Consider the following 19,530-nt stretch of genomic DNA (forward strand, 5'->3'; position numbering starts at 1 on the left):
CGTGATCGATCAGAGCTTCCTGTCCTGGCCGTTCTTCGAGGAGCGCCATCGGCGCTTCGCCCATGCCCTGAGTGACTGGGCCGATACGGCGCTCGAAGAAATCGTCGACCACGAGGACGTGGACGCTTCCTGCCGCGCACTCGTGAAGAAGCTGGGCGAAGACGGCTGGCTCAAGACCGTTGCCCCCCAGGATTACGGCGGCTTGAGCGCGACCTTCGATGTGCGTCTGCTCTGCATTGCCCGCGAGATCCTGGCGTACCGCAACGGTCTGGCGGACTTCGCCTTCGCCATGCAGGGGCTCGGAACGGGCGCCGTTACGCTTTTCGGTTCGGACGCTTTGAAGGGCCGCTACCTGCCGCCTGCCGCTCGTGGCGAAGCGATCGCGGCTTTCGCTCTTTCGGAGCCGGAGGCGGGCTCGGATGTGGCCGCCCTGAGCACCACGGCGACCGCCGATGGACTCAGTCATGTGCGGATCGACGGCGTGAAGACATGGATCTCCAATGGCGGCATCGCCGACCATTACGTGGTTTTCGCGCGTTCCGGCGAAGCGCCCGGCGCGAGGGGCTTGTCGGCCTACATCGTCGAAGCGGATGCGCCCGGGTTCATCGTACAGGAGCGAATCGATGTGATCGCTCCCCATCCGCTTGCCACCTTGCGCTTCGATGGCTGCAGGGTTCCGGTGACGCATCGCATCGGCGGACCGGGCGAGGGGTTCAAGGTGGCGATGGCCACCCTCGACGTCTTTCGTTCGACCGTCGGCGCGGCGGCGCTCGGGTTCGCACGCCGGGCGATGGATGAGGCCCTCGCCCATGCCTCGTCGCGCAGGCTCTTCGGAGCGCCGCTGTCCGACCTTCAGATGACCCAGGCGGCACTGGCGGATATGGCGACATTGGTGGATACATCGGCGCTTGCGGTCTATCGGGCGGCCTGGACGAAGGACCAGGGTGCCGTGCGCGTCACGCGGGAGGCTGCGCTCGCCAAGCTGTATGCCACCGAATCCGCTCAGAGCGTGATCGACAAGGCCGTTCAGATCTTCGGCGGCGCTGGCGTCAGGAAGGGCGTCAAGGTCGAGGAGCTTTATCGCGAAATCCGCGCGCTTCGCATCTACGAGGGCGCGACGGAGATCCAGAAGATCGTGATCGCTCGTGAGATGCTGAAATTGCTGGCGGCTCAGGAAGCAGGCGTCGCGCCCGCTCATCAGGCTTTGGCATGACCGGAGAATTGACGGCGATGCCCCACGATCAGGCCGTGGACGCGATCGATCTCGGCGCCGGGGCCGATTCTGTTGCACGTGCCTGGCGCACACGTGTCCCGGTACGTTTCTCCCATTGCGATCCGGCAGGGATCGTCTATTTCGCGCGCTATTTCGACATGCTCAATGGCGTCGTCGAAGATTGGTTCGGTCAGGCTCTCGGCATCGACTACCACGACATGATCGGGCGGAGGCGCACAGGGCTTGGCTTTGTCAGCGCCGGCGCCGAATTTTCCAAGCCCGGCTTCATGGGCGATTGCCTCGACTGCGCCATTACCGTCGAGCGGATCGGGCGCTCCTCGCTGACGTTCCACATTCACGCGCGCCGGGCGGAGGAGCTCATTCTCACCGCCCGCTTCGTCATGGTGACCACATCCCTCGAAACACACCGCTCGATTCCGCTGCCCGACGATCTGCGCGCAGCCTTGGAGCGTTACCTGGAGAGCTGCCAGTGAAATCTGCAATGACCGCGATGGCCGCGCCCGAGCATGCCGGCGGCCCGGAAGTCCTGCATCCGAAGAACTGGCCGGTTCCAAAGGGCTATTCGAACGGCATGATGGCTGAAGGCAAGCTGATCGTGACCGGCGGCATCATCGGCTGGAACGAAGACGGGACCTTCCCGCAAGGGTTCGTGGCTCAGGCCCGGCAGACGCTTCTCAACATCCGCGCCATCCTGGAAGAGGGCGGGGCGGGGCCGCAACATCTGGTGCGTCTCACCTGGTACGTCACCGATATCGAGGACTATCTCGCCCAGCTGCGCGAACTCGGCCGGGCGTACAGAGACGTTCTCGGCGCGCATTATCCTGCGATGGCTCTGGTGCAGGTGGTTCGCCTCGTTGAAAAGGACGCCTTGGTCGAGATCGAGGCTACGGCCGTGGTTCCGAGGGATCCCTGACGCCCTGGGCGCAAGCGGCGCTCGCCACACGCCGCATGAATCATGCGGAAGTCGGATTGCCCGAAGACTACTTTCCTGGCACCGAAGGCTGGCCTCGCGGCACGTCCGAAGCGTGTGTCGGACACGCCATCCCAGCCACGGAAAAGTTGTCTCGATGCTTGAAGATCAAAATCTGATGCTGAACCAGTTCTTCACCCTCTGGGCGATGCTGGACCCGATCAGCCATCTGCCGCTTTTTCTCGGTGCCACCTCTGAACTGGCCCGCGGCGAGCGACGCCGCGCTGCGGTGATGGCGGTAGGGTTTGCGTTCTTCATCCTCGTCTTTTTCGGGATCGCCGGCCAATTCCTGCTGCATGCGATGGGCATTTCCCTCATCTCATTTCAGATCGCCGGCGGAATCATCCTGCTGCTGTTCTCCATCTCGATGGTTCTTTCCGAGCCGCCGGTCGTAGCGAATTCCGTCGCCGGAGCCTCGAACAACGCCCTCAACGTGGCCGTATATCCGCTCGGCACGCCCATTATCGCCGGTCCGGGAGCCATGCTCTCGATCATTATCCTGACGGACAACAACCGTTTCACGTTGCCGCAGCAGATTTCGACCTTCGGCGTGCTGGCCGTCGTGCTGGGGCTACTGCTCACCATCTTCCTCCTGGGGGACGCGATCGGAAAAGTCATCGGACGCGGCGGCACCAATGTGATGCGGCGCATCATGGGTGTGATTCTGGCCGCCCTCTCGGTCAATCTGATCGTGTCCGCCCTGGCCCAATGGCTCAATCTTCCGGCAATATGAAACCGTAGGGGCGGAACTTCTTCCGCAACGAAATGCTGGGAGGCCGGCTATTCGACAGGGTCTCATGCCGCGCTGGAGCCAGCGTGCATTATTAGCCGGCAACCTGATTGCGGGATCACTCCAAGGGGAATAAGCAGAAGGTTTGGATTCTGCCGAACCCCTGAGGAATGAATGTCCGCAACCGCCGTCCTGATCCATCTCCTCGGAGAGATTGCCCTTCTTCTCTGGGGCATCAACATGGTGAATAGCGGGGTTCAGCGCGCGTTCGGCAGCGATTTGCGGTGGATCCTGGGTGTGGGGCTGAAAACCCGTCTCAGGGCGTTTCTTGCAGGCCTGGGCGTCACGACCGTGCTCCAGAGCAGTACGGCTACCGCACTGATGGTGTCCTCCTTTACGGCGGGGGGGGCCGTGGACCTCGTTCCGGCCCTCGCCGTGATGCTCGGCGCGAATGTGGGCACCACCCTCATCGTCCAGGTGCTCTCCTTCGATATCACCCTGATTTTTCCGGTCCTGATCTTCGGTGGCTACATTGCCTTCCGGAGGGGGGCATCGAGCCGCGCGAGGGATCTCGGCCGCGTGGTCATCGGTCTCGGCCTGATGCTGCTGTCGCTGCACCTCCTGACAGAAACCATCCATCCGATCGAATCGTCGGTCGTCCTCAAAAGCCTGCTCGCCTCGATTGCTCCCGATCCTCTGATCCTGGTGCTGCTCGCGGCGGCGCTGGCCTGGGCTGCACATTCCAGCGTTGCCGCACTCCTGTTCATCATGTCCCTGGCCAGCGCCGGCGTCATCGACTCCCACTCGGCACTGGCCATGGTGCTGGGGGCCAATCTCGGCAGTTCTCTCAATCCTCTGCTCGAGGGGACGGGGGGCGATCCGGTGAAGCTGCGCGTTCCGTTCGGCAACCTCGCCATTCGTGTGATCGGCTGCGTTGTCGCGCTGCCATTGATCGACCCGCTTCTCGCCTACATGGCGGCCATCGACGCCAATCCGGCGCGAATGGCCGCGAACTTCCATACGCTGTTCAACGTGGTCCTGGCGGCGGTCTTCATCCTGCCGCTTCCCTGGATCGCGACCCTGCTCCTCAAGCTCTTCCCGGAGAGGGTCAGGGCATCGGACCCCAGTGTCCCCCAGTATCTCGACACGGATGCGCTCGATACGCCCTCCGTCGCCCTTTCGAACGCGGCCCGCGAGGTGCTGCGGATGGCCGATATCGTCGAGACGATGCTGCGCGGGTCGCAGGACCTCTTCCACGAGGGGGATATCAGCCGCGTGGATGCCATCAGCCGGACGGACGACGTGATCGACCGGCTCTACAGCGCCGTTCGACGCTACCTGAGCTCCATCAACCACGAGGCCCTGAGCGACGAAGAGGCAAAGCGCCTTTCCGATATCCTCGCCTTCGCCATCAATCTCGAGCATGTGGGCGATATCATCGACAAGAATCTGATGGAGCTTGCGGCGAAGCGCATCAAGAACCACCTGCGCCTGCCCAAGGACAGCCTCGCCGATATCGACAGCATGCACGCCAAGCTTTTGGAGCATCTCCAGCTGGCGGCCTCGGTCCTCATGTTCCAGGACATCGGATCGGCACGGCGTCTGGTGGAGGAGAAGGAGCGCTTCCGTGACCTCGAGCGAACCATCACGCAGCGGCATTTTGAACAGCTCCGGTCGGGCAAGTCGGTCGGGGACACCTCGGCCCTCCAGCTCGATATCGTCCGTGACCTGAAGCGCATCGAGGCCCATATCGCTGCGACGGCCTATTCCCTGCTCGAGCAGAGCGGAGACCTGAAGCCGAGCCGCCTGAGCTCCTGATCAGGGCAATCCCCCGCGTTCCCTTAGGTCACGCCAATGGACGTAGCGGACCTGTTCCGGTAGGCCGATATCCCGCCTGTCATGGTCCGTCAGATGGCTGAAATTGCCGATCAGGGGAGGCTGAACGGGACGACGCAAGGGTCTCAGCCACATCATCAGGCGGATCCACACACTCTCGACGCCGCGCAGGCGGCGGGCATCTTCGTATCTCATGACGATCATCCGATTCTTCTTAGGCCGGGATATCTTCATCCCAATGTCGAGATCGACGATGCTCCTGCATGCGATGCTTGACAAAGCGAAAGGCAGATGTCTGGCATAAGGCAGCCTTATGGATCAGCCATGTCCAGACTTCCTCCCATGAGCGCCGTCCGCATCTTCGAGGCGGCCGCGCGCCACCAGAGCTTCACCCGGGCGGCCGAGGAGCTCGGCATGACCCAGGCCGCTGTGAGCTATCAGATCCGGATGCTGGAAGATCGGATCGGCGCACCGCTCTTCGTGCGGCAACCCCGCCAGGTCACGCTTACAGCGAAGGGCAGGCAGCTGGCCCCTGCGATCACCGAGGCGTTCGATCTGTTGCGGGCGGCCTTCGATGGCATCGATGAGGCCGTCAAGACAACGCTGAGCATCACGACCCTGACGACAGTCGCAGCGAACTGGCTCGTTCCGCGCCTCGGACGGTTTCAGCAGCTACACCCGAGCATCGCGGTCCAGATCGACGTCAATTCGCACATTGTGGACTTCTCGAAGCATGATTTCGATCTCGGGATCAGGAGTGGCATCGGCACGTGGCCGGGGCTGGAATCCGAACTCCTGTTTCCTAACCAGTTTACTCCCGTCTGCAGCCCGGACCTCGCTCAGCGCGCCTGCCTGCGCGAACCGGCTGACCTTCTCAAGCTGCCGCTGATCGCGCCCAGCGACCCCTGGTGGCAGGACTGGTTCAAGGCCGCCGATGTCGCCTGTGTCGACCTGTCGGATCGCCCCGACTTTTCCCTCGGCGCGCAGCAGTTCGAAGGGATGGCAGCCATGGCGGGACAGGGAGTGGCCATGGTCAATCCGTATTTCTTCCGGGCGGACCTGGCCGCCGGGCGGCTCATCCAGCCCTTCGATCTCGTCGTGACCGCGGACCGGAGCTATTGGGTCGTCTATCCGAAGGCGCGGCGGCGCGCCCCGAAGATACAGGCGTTCCGGGATTGGTTGATCAGCGAGGTCGCCAGCGATGCGGAAAAAATTGCGGCCCATGCGCCACAGGGCGAGCTCGCCTGAACGCAGAGCCCAACCATCATTCGGCGGCTCGCGTCTCCAAGTGTTCAGTCTTGAGACCGACAAGTCTGGTGAGGAGGGCCGGATCCCGCAGCACGGCAATGCGCTCCTTCGGTTTCAACCAGCTCAGGGCCTCCTCGAGGGTCTCCGCGTCCGCCAGTTTTGCCTCGGCAAGAGCACGGTCAGTCTCGATTTCTCCCCGCCTCCGGCGGGAAGCGGGCGAGAGCATCTCCACGTGGCGCTCCCGCAGGTCCGGATCGCTGTAGAGTGAGGCCAGACCATCCTGATCATCAAAGCTGAAACCCGCATTGCGGCGTTGCAGTTCGTTGGCTCGCACCGCGATGGCAGGAGGCTCGTGCTCCTCGGGGGTTCTCAGGAGCCCGACTCGCTTGAGCGCGAGGCCCGCGCCGAGCTGACCGCTCAGCCACGATAGGGGAATGGCAAGCAGAAGGCCGAGGATCGTGGGTGACATCCATAGGAACAGGGACGTTGCAATCATGAATGCCGAGAGGCCGCTCAGTGCCCCGAGGACCGTGTGCCAGCGGTGACGGCGGACGATGTCCTGGAACGGGATGGAACCGTCGTCGCGCCGCTGCGGCTGCCAGCCCGTATCCCGGCCGAGCAGGATCTGGAAGACCGAGCCGGACTGGATCAGCATGAGGATGGGGGCGAGGAGCGCCGACAGGATCATCTCGATCAAAGACGATAAAATCACCCGAAATCCGCCACCGGAGGCGCGCCGGTCGGGACCCCGCAGGAGCATCAGCACCATGCCGAAGATCTTTGGGGCGAGCAGGATCCCCATCGTCAGCGCGAACAGGGCGAGAGCGCGTTCGGGGTCGAACCGCGGCCAGATCGGATAGAGTCGGAAATCGCGGGCGAAATACTCAGGCCGGATATACGTCGTCTGCAGAACCAGCGCGATACCGACGATCAACTGGAAGAGCCAGAAGGGCGACGCCAGATAGGACATGATGCCGGTCGCGAAATGCTGGCGCGTCGGCAGCTTGAGGCCCCTCGCTCCGATGACCCGCATGTGCTGGAGATTGCCCTGGCACCAGCGCCGGTCCCGCGCCGAGAGGTCGATAAGGGAAGGCGGGCTCTCCTCGTAGGAGCCCTCGAGATCGGGAAGCATATACACATCCCAGCCCGCACGACGCATCAGGGCGGCCTCGACGAAATCGTGGCTGAGGATATGGCCGCCCAACGGAGGCTTGCCCTTCAGATCCGGCAATCCGGCCTGGTCCGCGAACGCCTTCGTACGGATGATGGCATTGTGGCCCCAGTAATTGCCGTCGCGCCCCATCCAGACCGCCAGGCCCGTGGCGATCACCGGCCCGGTGACGCGGGCCGCGAATTGCTGCAGTCGCGCAAAGAGGGTGTTGCGGTTGATGATGAGGGGCAGGGATTGGATGATGCCCGCATCCGGGTCGGCCTCCATGGCCGCCGTGAGCCGGACGATGCAATCGCCGGTCATCAGGCTGTCCGCGTCGAGCACGAGCATGTGTTCGTAGTGCCCGCCCCACCGGGTTACGAAGTCGGCGATGTTCCCAGCCTTGCGATGATAGTTCTTCTCCCGGTGCCGGTAGAAGAACCGGGCCTGTGGGCCGAGGCGCTGGCGCAGGGCCAGGAACGCCCGTTCTTCGGCTATCCAGGCCTCCGGATCCGTCGTGTCGGAGAGAATGAAGTAGTCGAAGCTCGCCCCAAGCCCCGTCGCCTCGACGGATTCGTAGATTGCCTCGAGCGCCGCGTAGGTCCGCGACGTCTGCTCATTATAGACCGGCATGACGATGGCGGTGCGATGGCTCAGGGAGGCAGGCAACGCCTCCGGCGTCCGGGGCCGGGCCAGAAGCACGAAAAAGCCCAGGACCGCGCTCGTGAAAGCGACAGCGATCCAGGAAAAATTGACCGTGAAGAGCGCAACCAGCAGCCACTGGAGGACCGTGGTCCGGCTGACGGACACCACCTGGTACATCTCGTAGGTGCCATAGGCGGTCAGGAGCAGGGCAGCCCCGAAAACGAAAAGCCGCGCCAGCAGCATCCGGCCGCGCGGGCGCATGTCGACACGCTTGCGCTCCTGGGAGGCAGACCATCGCCACAGCGACTGCGTGGGCATCTCGAGGCGGCTTTCGGGCGGCATAGAGGGTTCCGGCCGCCCAGCCGCGGCGTTCTTCGAGTCAGGACTTACGGTGTCCAACGATAGAGCCATGTTTCGCTAATCTGCTTCCCGCCTGCTTCGAGAATGAGACGCATCTCACACGCGTTTTCATTGCCCGGGTCAAGTTCGAATACGACGCGTACCGCCTTTCGTTCCGGATAAGGCCAGACCTTAAGGTTCTGAAATGAACCTGGGCTGACCGTAAGAACGGATTTAAGGTCCGCGGGAAGATTGTCACCCAAGGCATCGCCGGAAAATTCCACCGCGAATTTCCGTCGCCGGCCGGTGGAGCCGCGCCCGACCCGGGTGGTGGTAACCGTCGCGAGGGGCGGGCGCTCGGGCGGAATCCAACACCAGTACTGCCGGTAGGCGAACGACACCTCCGACCCGGCCGGCATGGGGGCCTTCGGGCGCCAGTACGTCAGGATGTTGTCGTTGATCTCCGCGTCCGTCGGAATCTCCAGTAACTGGACGCTTCCCTGAGACCATTCTCCCAGGGGTTCGATCCACAGGCTCGGGCGCCGCTCGAAACGGGCTTCGTCGTCCTGGAAGGCATCGAAGGATCGGTCGCGCTGGATGAGGCCGAACCCGCGGGGCGACTCGTCGACGAAGGCCGAAATCTGAAGCGTCTCGGGATTCTGGAGAGGCCTCCAGAGCCATTCTCCCTTGCCGTTCAAGATCTGGAGACCGCTCGATTCGTAGACGGCCTCACGGAAATCGTCGGCATTTCGGCGATCGTTCGGGCCGTAGAAATAGGTCGATCCGATTCCTCCGAGGCCCACATGATCGAGATTGGCGCGAGGAAACAGGGTAGTCTCGACATCGACGATCGTCATGTCGCCTGGCCGAAAGGTCATGCGGACGGCGGCTGACACCGATTCCGAGTCGATGATTCCGTGCGCCGTAATGCTGTTGCTGCCGATGGCCGGACGCTCGAGCCAGAAAGCACGGAAGAAGGGAAACTCTTCGCCCTTCGGGTCGGCCGGCTTCAGGGCCAGAGCCCGGGCGATGGCGCCGAAATTCTGCCCACGGGCGATAGCGCGGAAAAAAGTCGCACCCTGGACGATGGCAAAGTCGAAAGGCGGAGCGTCGCTCGAAGTCGCGATCAGCCGGAAGCCCGAGTATCCGATGTCCGCGACATTCGCAGGGACATTGATGCGCCCGAAATCGAACTTGGACGGCTCATAGCCGATGCGCCGTACCGCACCGTCCTCGACAAGAAAGATGTCGACGGTGTTGGTAAAAACGAAGCCCCGATGGAGTGGCTCGACGGCAATTCCACGACCCTCCTGCATCCAGATGGGCTGTTGCAGGGACTTGATGCCGATATATTGTTCGTAATTCAGATTCGAGAAAACATCCGGCAGATCGTTGGGCGGAGCGGCGAACGGCTTCTTGGCAAGCTGGCGCGCGATATCGACCACGACGGCTGGATCGAACCGCTGGCCGTCTCCCATCCGGGCCTGCAGGATGGCTTGGAAGGTCTGTGCTCGAAGAGGCGACGCGTATGCAAGGCCGGCGAGGGAGACGCCGATATAGCCCAGCATATCGCGCCGGCGGGGGTGAGTGAGGCGCGAAGCCTTCGTAACCGGCACGGCGATACTCATGTGTGAACGAGGCTGATCAGCCAAAATGTGAGCCCGTACATATCAGCAAAGATAGGTCGGAAGGAAACGAATTGGTGGTTTACCCTGCCATTTTTAAACGGATGATTGCCGGGATACCCCTTAATAAGCTAGCAGCCATAGAAAACGTCTTTGGATTGAAACCGTATGACATTCTCACCCCGTCCGACCGCCTCGTCCCGGAGCTGTCTCGCCGTCGTCCTCGCCGCGGGCGAAGGAACGCGCATGAAGTCCGACAAGCCGAAGGTTCTGCACACGGTCGCGAACCGTTCCATGCTCGGGCACGTGATGGCGGCCGTCGCGGCGGCCGGCGCGGACCGGATCGCGGTGGTGATCGGGCCGGGCCGGGAGGATGTCGCAACGGAAGCACGAAAGCACTTCTCGGAAGCGGAAATCTTCGTGCAGGCAGAGAGGCTCGGCACGGGCCATGCGGTCCTGAGCGCGCGAGAGGCCCTGGCGCGGCGGCCGGATGACATCATGATCGTCTACGCCGATACGCCCCTGGTTAGCCTTGAAACCCTGGCTGCCCTCAGGGAGCCTCTGGCGCGTGGAGCAGCGGTGGTCTCGCTCGGCTTCCAGGCTCACGATCCGACCGGGTACGGGCGCCTGATCATGTCGGGAGAGGAGCTTCTCGACATCCGCGAGCACAAGGACGCGAGTGCCGCTGAGAAAGCGATCCGGCTCTGCAACGGCGGCCTGATGGCGCTGCGTGGCGATGTGGCGTTGGATGTGCTCGGCAAGATCGACAACCGAAATGCCAAGCAGGAATATTACCTGACCGACGCGGTCGCCATCGCCCGGACACTCGGGCACAGGGCCGTGGCCGTCACCGTCGCGGAGGAGGAGGTGCACGGGGTCAACGACCGTGCCCAGCTCGCGCAAGCGGAACGGATGTTTCAGGACCGTCTGCGGCATCGGGCGATGGCGAACGGAGCAACCCTCGTCGCACCCGAAACCGTGTTCTTCAGTTACGACACGCAGCTCGGTCGCGATGTGGTCGTCGAGCCGCATGTGGTGTTTGGGCCCGGAGTCGTCGTCGACGATGGCACCGTCATCCATAGCTTCAGCCATCTGGAGGGCGCGCGGATCGCCGCAAAAGCGGGCATCGGTCCGTTCTCGCGCCTGCGGCCCGGCGCCGACATCGGCCCGAAGGCGAAGGTCGGCAACTTCGTCGAGATCAAGAACACGCAGCTCGGGGCCGGAGCCAAGGTCGGGCACTTGACCTACCTGGGCGATGCCAGCGTCGGAACCGAGGTCAATATCGGCGCCGGCACCATCACCTGCAATTACGACGGTTTCGGCAAATACCGCACGGAGATCGGGGAGGGCGCCTTCATCGGGTCCAACTCCTCGCTCGTCGCACCCATCCGCATCGGTGCTGGCGCCTTCGTAGGCTCCGGATCCGTTGTGACGGAGAACGTTCCCGCCGACGCCCTGGCACTCGCACGCGGGCGGCAGGTTATTAAGGAGGAATGGGCGCGGAACTTCCGGCTTAAGTCCCAGGCCGCCAAATCGAAATGATGCTATATGTCACAATCGGTCACGCAAGTTGATTTGAGCTGAACCGCTCGCCTCTGTAGCAGGGCCGTAAGCTTAACGGGCGACAAGCCTTCAAAGGACGTTGCGGGACATGTGTGGAATTGTTGGTATCGTCGGCAAAGAACCTGTCGCTGAGCAAATCGTCGAGGCTCTCAGGCGACTTGAATACCGAGGCTACGATTCTGCCGGTGTCGCGACGCTCGAAAACGGTCACCTCGACCGCCGGCGCGCCGAGGGAAAGCTCCGGAATCTCGAAGTCAAACTGTCCCAGGCCCCCCTCTCCGGAGTCATCGGCATTGGCCATACGCGCTGGGCGACGCACGGCAAGCCGAACGAAACGAACGCGCACCCACACGCCACCGACAAACTGGCGGTGGTCCATAACGGCATCATCGAGAATTTCCGCGAGTTGAAGGCCGCACTCGAGGCCAAGGGTATCAGGTTCGAAACGGAAACCGATACCGAAGTCGTCGCGCAGCTCGTCACCTACGAGATGCGGCAAGGGCGTCCGCCCATCGAGGCCGTGGCCGTCACGTTGCCGCGCCTGCGCGGTGCATTCGCCTTGGGCTTCCTGTTCGCAGGAGAGGATGATCTGATGATCGGCGCGCGGCATGGCGCGCCTCTGGCCATCGGGTACGGCGACGGCGAAACCTATCTCGGCTCCGACGCCCTCGCCCTCGCGCCTTTCACCGACGAGGTCTCATACCTCGAGGATGGCGACTGGGCCATCCTCCGCCACAGAAGTGTCGACATCCGTGACGAGAAAGGGCAGTCGGTGCATCGGCCCCGGCTCAAGATCCTCACAGGCTCCTTCATTATCGACAAGGGCAATTACCGCCACTTCATGGCGAAGGAGATCCACGAGCAGCCGGAGGTCGTCGGACGGACCCTGGCCCATTACGTGAACTTTGCCGCGGGCCGGGTCGAGCTGCCGTTCGAACTTCCCTTCGATTTCAAGGATCTGAAGCGGATCTCGATTTCCGCGTGCGGCACGGCCTATCTCGCCGGCCTGATCTCAAAATACTGGTTCGAACGTCTGGCTCGCATTCCCGTCGAAATCGACGTGGCGTCGGAGTTCCGGTATCGGGAAGCGCCGATGGAGCAAGGCGGCCTGGCGCTGTTCGTATCCCAGTCGGGCGAGACGGCCGATACCCTGGCGTCGTTGCGTTATGCGAGCGCCGAGGGGCAGCACACCATGGCCGTCGTGAACGTGCCCACATCGACCATGGCGCGGGAGAGCGACGTGATCGCTTCGACGCTTGCCGGCGTCGAGGTTGGCGTGGCGTCGACGAAGGCCTTCACCTGTCAGCTGACGGTTCTCCTGTCGCTGGCCATCGCTGCGGGCCGCGCCCGCGGCACCCTGAGCGCTGAGGATGAGAAGACCATCGTCGATGCGCTGATCGGCATTCCGGGCCTCATGAGCGAGGCCATGAAGCGCGAGCACCAGATCGAGATCCTCGCCCGCGAGCTCTCGAAGGCCAAGGACGTGCTTTATCTCGGTCGCGGCACGTCCTATCCGCTGGCGCTCGAGGGCGCCCTGAAGCTGAAGGAAATCTCCTATATTCACGCTGAAGGGTATGCCGCCGGCGAACTTAAGCACGGTCCCATCGCGCTCATCGACGAGACGATGCCGGTGATCGTCATCGCGCCTCATGACGCCGTCTTCGAGAAGACCGTCTCCAATATGCAGGAGGTCGCCGCACGTGGCGGGCGCATCATCCTCATCACCGATGAGAAAGGTGCGCTCGAAACGGGCCTCGACACGATGGCGACGATCGTGATGCCGTCCGCGCATCCCATTGTCGCCCCGATCGTGCATTCCATTCCGATTCAGCTGCTCGCCTATCACACCGCGGTCTTCATGGGAAAAGACGTCGATCAGCCACGCAATCTCGCAAAGTCGGTGACGGTGGAGTAACGACTCCGAAGCATCAGGCCTTGTCATTCCGGGATGGTCCGCAGGACCAGGCCCGGAACCCAGAACCACCGACCTTGCAGAACAATGGGCTGCGCAGCCACTGCGCCTCATCCTGTACTGTCGTGGCTACGGGATTGCGGCTTCGCTCCCCCGGGACGGCGGTGACACAGGGGCAGCGCTCCTACCCCGCGCGCAGGAGCCTGATCGCCGAATCCCGTTCGAAGAGATAGAGCAGGACCCGGAGTGCCGTTCCCCGTTCGGTCGTGAGCTCGGGGTCGCGATCGACGATCAGCCTTGCATCGTCGCGAGCGGCGGCAAGAAGGTCGGCATCGACGTCGAGGCGGGCGAGCTTGAATCCGGGAAGTCCCGACTGGCGAGTCCCAAGCACCTCGCCTTCGCCGCGCAGGCGCAGGTCCTCTTCGGCGATCCGGAAGCCATCCTCTGTCTGGCGCATCATTTCGAGCCGCGCCTGCGCCGTCTGTCCCAGCGGTCCCTTATAGACGAGAAGGCACGTGGACGAGCGCGATCCGCGGCCGATACGCCCACGCAATTGGTGGAGCTGCGCAAGACCGAAGCGCTCCGCATGTTCGATCACCATGACTGTCGCCTGAGGCACGTCGACTCCGACTTCGATGACCGTGGTGGAGACCAGGACCTTGGTCTCGCCCTTCGAAAAGCACTCCATGGCCGCGTCCTTGTCGCGACCGGCGAGCTTGCCGTGCACGAGCCCGACCTGATTCCCGAACACGCCTCGGAGTTGTTCGAACCGCTCCTCGGCAGCGGCAAGGTCGACGGTCTCGGATTCGCCGACAAGGGGGCAAACCCAATAAACCTGATCGCCGTTCGCGGTGGCCCGGCCAATGGCGCCGATGACCTCGTCCAGCCGTTCGATGGAGATGAGCTTCGTCGCGATCGGCTTGCGGCCTGCCGGCTTCTCGTCGAGCACGGAGACATCCATGTCGCCGAAGTAGGTGAGGGCGAGAGTGCGGGGGATAGGCGTCGCCGTCATGACGAGGATGTCGACGGCCTGCCCCTTCGCTCCGAGCGCCAGGCGCTGGTGAACGCCGAAACGATGCTGCTCGTCCACGACGGCAAGGCCGAGATCGTGAAAGGCGACACCCTCCTGAAAGAGAGCATGGGTGCCGACGGCGATCTGGATGCTGCCGTCTGCGAGACCTGCGAGGACGGCTCTGCGTTCCGCGCCCTTGTCGCGCCCGGTCAGGAGAGCAATCGTCAGGCCCGCCTCGCGCGCCATGGGGGCGATCCGCTCGTAGTGCTGGCGGGCCAGAATTTCGGTCGGCGCCATAAGGGCCGCCTGGCGGCCGGCTTCGATGGCGCTGGCCATGGCAAGAAGCCCGACGACGGTTTTTCCCGAGCCGACATCGCCCTGCAGCAGGCGGAGCATTCGCTTGTCGGCCACGAGATCGTGCCGGATTTCCTCGACGGCCTTGGCTTGGGAACGTGTAAGCCCGAAGGGCAGGGCTTGTTTCAGGATTTCCACGAGGTGCCCGTCTCCGGCATTCACCCGACCGGGCAACCGGCGCATACGGCTGCGCACAAGGGCAAGAGCGAGTTGCGAAGCCAGGAGTTCGTCATAGGCCAGGCGACGACGCATGGGTGACTTGGCGAGCGCCTCATCGGAGAGCGCCTGCGCGTCATCTGGTCGGTGCAGTAATCCCAGAGCCTCGGAAAGGGGCGGCAGCGCATTGCGCGAGAGCCAGGCTGGATCCTGCCATTCAGGCAATGTCGGCAGTCTCTCCAGGGCCGCGCCGATATAGCGCCCGACCATCCGCGAGGAGAGACCCTCGGTGAGGCCGTAGACCGCCTCCACCGCGGGAAGGTTCTCGATTCCCCGCTCGTCCAGGACGCGGTCCGGGTGCACCATCTGCCGCGTACCGTCCCACAATTCGATCTTTCCGGAGATATAGCGGCGCTGTCCGATAGGCAGGAGCTTTTCGAGGCGGGCCTTCTGGCCGTTGAAGAAGACGAGCACCACCTCACCGGTCTCGTCCTCCACCAGCACGCGATAGGGTGCGCGGCGGCCCGGAGGCGGCGGGCGATGGGCCGCGACGGTCACGGAGAGGGTGACCGGCTCACCGACGGGAGCATCTGCGATCGACCCCTTCATCTCGCGCGCGATGCCGCCGCTGGGAACGTGAAACAGCAGGTCCATGACCCGAGCCGGCCGGTCCGGCTCCCCGAGAAGCCGGTCGAGCAGGGGCGCAATTTTGGGGCCGACTCCGGGAAGGGTCGAGGCAGGGGCAAAAAACGGGTCGAGAATGGATGGGCGCAATGACATCTGAACGGGTGGCAAGTCTAACCGGGATTGTTATATAGCCGCCAAGCCGCCCCGACGCGACGCCATTCCTGAACAAATGGAGAATATGCATGAGCGGAACGACACGCACGAGCGCCGACCTCGACGTCCGCCGCCGGCGAACCCTGTTCCGGGCCTGGCATCGCGGCATGCGGGAAATGGACCTAATCATGGGCCGGTTCGCCGATGCCGAAATCGGGACCATGTCGGAAGAGGATCTGGGCGAGTTCGAACGGCTCATCGAAGTGCCGGACCGGGACCTCCTGGCCTGGATCACCGGCGAGGCCGCGACGCCCGAAAACTATGACAGTGCCGTGTTCCGTCGGCTGAAGGGCTTTCATTCCCATACCAGCCCGATTCACGTTTGAATCTGTCATAGACCTTCTGTTCGAACCGGGCCCTCCGGCCCGCGTTCCACCTTTTTGGCCAATTTCGCATGAAACCCGCTCTGATCCGCGCCGTCGATGCTCTCAAGAAGGGCCAGAACCTGACGCTTTCCAGCGTTCCGGAGGGCTTCGATGCGCTCGCAGTCGCAGATCTCGCCCGGAGCCTCGCCGGTCAGGTGGAGGAGGCCGCAGTTCTGGTTCACGTCGCCCGTGACGGGCTCCGGCAGCAGAATTTTGCCAACAGCCTCGGCTTCATCGCCCCCGAGGTCGAGATCCTGCCGTTCCCGGCATGGGATTGCCAGCCTTATGACCGTGTCTCCCCCAATGCGGGCGCGACGGCCCAGCGCATGACGACCCTCGCGAGACTGGCTCGTTCCAAGACCTCGGAGGAGCGTCCACGCATCCTTTCGACGACCGTGAACGCCCTGGTCCAGCGCGTTCCACCGAGGGCCCGGATCGCAGCCGAGACCTTCTCCGCCGCGCCCGGAAACGTGGTCGATACGACGCTGCTCATCAACTGGCTGGAGACGAACGGCTTCCTGCGCACCGGGACCGTTCGCGATACGGGCGAGTATGCGGTTCGTGGCGGCATCATCGACCTGTACCCGGCGGGATTGCCCAATCCGGTCCGGCTCGACTTCTTCGGCGACGCGCTCGAATCCATCCGGTCCTTCGACCCCGAGACCCAGCGCACCGTGGGCACGCTGCGCGCGCTCGACCTTGTGCCCATGAGCGAGGTCCAGCTTACCACCGAAAGCATCAAGCGCTTCCGCCAGGCCTATATCGCGGCTTTCGGAGCCCCGACCCGGGACGACCGCCTCTACGAGGCGATCAGCGAGGGCAGACGTTATCCAGGGCTGGAGCATTGGCTTCCCCTGTTCCATGACCACCTCGATACGCTTTTTGACTACGTTCCTGGCGTTCCGGTCGTTTTCGATACCCTGGCGGACGATGCGGCGGCGGAGCGCCTGTCCCAGGTTCAAGACTATTACGATGCGCGCCGTGAGGGCCTGGGCCAGAACCAGCCCGGGGTCGCGCCCTATCGCCCGCTTGCGCCCGATGCGCTCTACCTGAAGCCGGACGAATGGGCATCGCGCGCTGAAGCTCTGCCGCTCGTGCGGCTGACGCCGTTCGCCATGCCGGAATCGGGCGAGCGCCTCATCATCGATTGCGAGGCGCGACGGGGCCGGAATTTCATTGCCGAGCGTGCCGATGAGAATGCCAATGTCTTCGAGGCGGCAGTGCGCCACATCCGGGATCTCCAGGCCGGCGGCAAGCGCGTCATCGTCGGCGCATGGTCCGAAGGCTCCCGCGAACGGCTGGCCCATGTCCTCCAAGACCACGACCTGCGCCAGACAAGTCTCGTGGCGCGCCTGTCAGATGCCCTTGCCCTGCCGCGGATCGAGATCCCGATCGGGGTCTGGAGCCTCGAGTCGGGCTTCGAGGCTGGCGATCTGGCTGTCATCAGCGAGCAGGACATTCTGGGCGACCGCCTGGTGCGCCAGAAGCGCAGGGCAAAACGGCCACAGGATTTCCTGACGGAGGTCGCGGCCCTCACGCCGGGCGACCTCGTTGTCCATGTGGACCACGGCATCGGACGGTTCGAGGGCCTGAAGACCATCGAGGCGGCGGGCGCGCCCCATGACTGCCTCGAGCTTCATTATGCGGGGGGTGACCGACTCTTTCTGCCGGTCGAGAACATCGAACTCCTGACCCGCTACGGGTCGGAAGAAACGGAAGTCCAACTCGACAAGCTCGGCGGCGGAGCATGGCAGGCCCGCAAGGCGCGGATGAAACAGCGCATCCGCGAGATGGCGGGCGCGCTCATGAAGATCGCGGCCGCCCGCATTCTCAAGGATGCGCCGAGGCTTCCGCCTCCGGACGGCCTCTATGACGAATTCGCGGCCCGTTTCCCTTACGAGGAAACCGAGGATCAGATGAACGCCATCGACGCGGTCCTGGACGATCTTGGCTCCGGCCGCCCGATGGATCGCCTTGTCTGTGGTGACGTGGGTTTCGGCAAGACAGAGGTCGCGCTGCGCGCCGCCTTCGTGTCGGCCATGAACGGAAAGCAGGTCGCCGTCGTCGTGCCGACGACGCTTCTGGCGCGGCAGCATTTCAGGACCTTTGCGGAACGCTTCCGCGGGCTGCCGCTCAACATCGCCCAGGCTTCGCGTTTCGTGCCGGCCGCGGAGATGAAGAAGGTCAAGGAAGGACTGACTGACGGGTCAGTCGACATTGTCGTCGGGACCCATGCGCTGCTCGGCAAGTCGATCCAGTTCAAGGATCTCGGCCTCATCATCGTCGACGAGGAGCAGCATTTCGGCGTCGGCCACAAGGAGCGCCTGAAGGAGCTGAGGGCTGAGGTCCATGTGTTGACCCTCTCGGCGACGCCGATTCCGCGGACGCTCCAGCTGGCGCTTACCGGAGTGCGAGAACTGTCGCTCATCACCACGCCGCCGGTGGATCGCCTCGCGGTCCGGACCTTCGTGACACCGTTCGATCCGCTCCTGATCCGTGAGGCGCTGCTGCGCGAGCGCTACAGGGGAGGGCAGGCCTTCTACGTCGTGCCGCGCCTCGACGATCTCGGCGAGGTCAAAGCCTTCCTGGACAGGGAGGTGCCGGAGGCCAAGGTCGCAGTAGCTCATGGTCAGATGGCGGCGGGCCAGCTCGAAGATGTCATGACCGCCTTCTACGAAGGCAAATATGACATCCTGCTCTCGACCACGATCGTGGAATCGGGCCTCGATATCCCGACAGCCAACACGCTCATCGTCCATCGCGCCGACATGTTCGGCCTGTCGCAGCTCTACCAGCTGCGCGGCCGGGTCGGGCGCTCGAAGACCAGGGCCTATGCGCTCTTCTCGGTCCCGGCCAACAAGCCGCTCACCGTACAAGCCGAGCGCCGGCTCAAGGTCCTGCAGAGCCTCGACACGCTGGGCGCGGGCTTCCAGCTCGCCTCCCACGATCTCGACATCCGCGGTGCAGGCAATCTCCTCGGCGAGGAGCAGTCCGGCCATATCAAGGAGGTCGGATACGAGCTCTACCAGCAGATGCTGGAGGAAGCGGTCGCGCAGCTGAAGGCGGGTATCGAAGAGCCGGCGGAGGACCAGTGGTCACCGACGATCGCGGTGGGAGCGCCCGTCATGATTCCGGAAACCTATGTGCAGGATCTGCAGCTGCGCCTCGGCCTGTACCGGCGTCTCTCGACCCTCGAGACCGACGACGAGATCGACGCTTTCGGCGCGGAGCTGATCGATCGCTTCGGCCCGCTGCCGTCTGAGGTCAGCCAACTCCTCAAGATCATGTCGATCAAGGTTCTGTGCCGCCGTGCGAATGTGGAGAAGGTCGATGGCGGCCCGAAGGGCATCATCGTCTCCTTCAGGGACAATTCCTTCGCCAATCCGGGAGGTCTCGTCGCCTATGTGGCGGAGCAGGGGTCCTTCGCTAAGGTCCGCCCCGACATGAAGATCGTCTTCATCCGGGACGTGGAAAGCTCCGAGGAGCGCATCAAGGCGAGTACGTCGATCCTCCGCAGCCTGGTCCGCATTGCCGAAAAGAAGGCGGCATGA

Annotated in this window: 14 protein-coding genes; 10 read left to right on the top strand and 4 right to left on the bottom strand. The window is 63.6% G+C overall.

The window, feature by feature from the left end:
- Position 1 precedes the first annotated feature (1 nt).
- From AC522E_RS09485 to AC522E_RS09505, 5 genes are all read left to right on the top strand, one after another.
- Positions 2 to 1,213: an acyl-CoA dehydrogenase family protein gene (locus tag AC522E_RS09485; protein WP_500750176.1), complete on the top strand. Its 1,212-nt coding sequence runs from the start codon at positions 2 to 4 to the stop codon at positions 1,211 to 1,213.
- Positions 1,214 to 1,230: 17 nt separating this feature from the next.
- Positions 1,231 to 1,707: an acyl-CoA thioesterase gene (locus tag AC522E_RS09490; RefSeq protein WP_500750177.1), complete on the top strand. Its 477-nt coding sequence runs from the start codon at positions 1,231 to 1,233 to the stop codon at positions 1,705 to 1,707.
- Positions 1,708 to 1,724: 17 nt separating this feature from the next.
- Positions 1,725 to 2,147 (top strand): RidA family protein, encoded by a 423-nt coding sequence (locus AC522E_RS09495; RefSeq protein ID WP_500750634.1) that lies wholly within the window; start codon positions 1,725 to 1,727, stop codon positions 2,145 to 2,147.
- A 154-nt stretch (positions 2,148 to 2,301) separates the two neighbouring features.
- Positions 2,302 to 2,937, top strand: a complete 636-nt coding sequence (locus tag AC522E_RS09500) for a MarC family protein (protein ID WP_500750178.1) — start codon at positions 2,302 to 2,304, stop codon at positions 2,935 to 2,937.
- Positions 2,938 to 3,108: 171 nt separating this feature from the next.
- Positions 3,109 to 4,752 (top strand): Na/Pi cotransporter family protein, encoded by a 1,644-nt coding sequence (locus AC522E_RS09505; RefSeq protein ID WP_500750179.1) that lies wholly within the window; start codon positions 3,109 to 3,111, stop codon positions 4,750 to 4,752.
- Here AC522E_RS09505 and AC522E_RS09510 read toward each other — a convergent pair whose 3' ends face one another.
- Positions 4,753 to 4,965, bottom strand: a complete 213-nt coding sequence (locus AC522E_RS09510; RefSeq protein ID WP_500750181.1) for a hypothetical protein — start codon at positions 4,963 to 4,965, stop codon at positions 4,753 to 4,755.
- A gap of 129 nt (positions 4,966 to 5,094) precedes the next feature.
- Here AC522E_RS09510 and gcvA point away from each other — a divergent pair, with 129 nt between their 5' ends.
- Positions 5,095 to 6,018, top strand: a complete 924-nt coding sequence (gene gcvA / locus AC522E_RS09515; RefSeq protein WP_500750182.1) for a transcriptional regulator GcvA — start codon at positions 5,095 to 5,097, stop codon at positions 6,016 to 6,018.
- 16 nt (positions 6,019 to 6,034) lie between these two features.
- On the opposite strand, the gene mdoH is transcribed toward gcvA, so the two are convergent.
- Positions 6,035 to 8,224 carry a glucans biosynthesis glucosyltransferase MdoH gene (mdoH, locus tag AC522E_RS09520; protein WP_500750183.1) on the bottom strand — a complete coding sequence of 730 codons (2,190 nt, stop codon included), beginning with the start codon at positions 8,222 to 8,224 and terminating at the stop codon, positions 6,035 to 6,037.
- Positions 8,200 to 9,780 carry an OpgD/OpgG family glucan biosynthesis protein gene (locus AC522E_RS09525; RefSeq protein WP_500750184.1) on the bottom strand — a complete coding sequence of 527 codons (1,581 nt, stop codon included), beginning with the start codon at positions 9,778 to 9,780 and terminating at the stop codon, positions 8,200 to 8,202. Before AC522E_RS09525 ends, mdoH begins: the two co-directional genes overlap by 25 nt.
- A gap of 165 nt (positions 9,781 to 9,945) precedes the next feature.
- On the opposite strand from AC522E_RS09525, the gene glmU reads away from it, so the two are divergent.
- Positions 9,946 to 11,319, top strand: a complete 1,374-nt coding sequence (gene glmU, locus AC522E_RS09530) for a bifunctional UDP-N-acetylglucosamine diphosphorylase/glucosamine-1-phosphate N-acetyltransferase GlmU (protein ID WP_500750186.1) — start codon at positions 9,946 to 9,948, stop codon at positions 11,317 to 11,319.
- 109 nt (positions 11,320 to 11,428) lie between these two features.
- Entirely contained in the window at positions 11,429 to 13,255 is a 1,827-nt protein-coding gene (gene glmS, locus AC522E_RS09535; RefSeq protein ID WP_500750187.1) for a glutamine--fructose-6-phosphate transaminase (isomerizing), read from the top strand.
- 181 nt (positions 13,256 to 13,436) lie between these two features.
- Here glmS and recG read toward each other — a convergent pair whose 3' ends face one another.
- Positions 13,437 to 15,554, bottom strand: a complete 2,118-nt coding sequence (gene recG / locus AC522E_RS09540) for an ATP-dependent DNA helicase RecG (protein WP_500750189.1) — start codon at positions 15,552 to 15,554, stop codon at positions 13,437 to 13,439.
- An 89-nt stretch (positions 15,555 to 15,643) separates the two neighbouring features.
- Between recG and AC522E_RS09545 the strand changes: the two genes are divergently transcribed.
- On the top strand, positions 15,644 to 15,940 hold the full coding sequence (locus AC522E_RS09545; protein ID WP_500750190.1) for an FAD assembly factor SdhE: 297 nt from the start codon (positions 15,644 to 15,646) through the stop codon (positions 15,938 to 15,940).
- A gap of 68 nt (positions 15,941 to 16,008) precedes the next feature.
- Positions 16,009 to 19,530: a transcription-repair coupling factor gene (gene mfd, locus AC522E_RS09550; protein ID WP_500750191.1), complete on the top strand. Its 3,522-nt coding sequence runs from the start codon at positions 16,009 to 16,011 to the stop codon at positions 19,528 to 19,530.

This window comes from Microvirga sp. BF8, assembly GCF_059888585.1.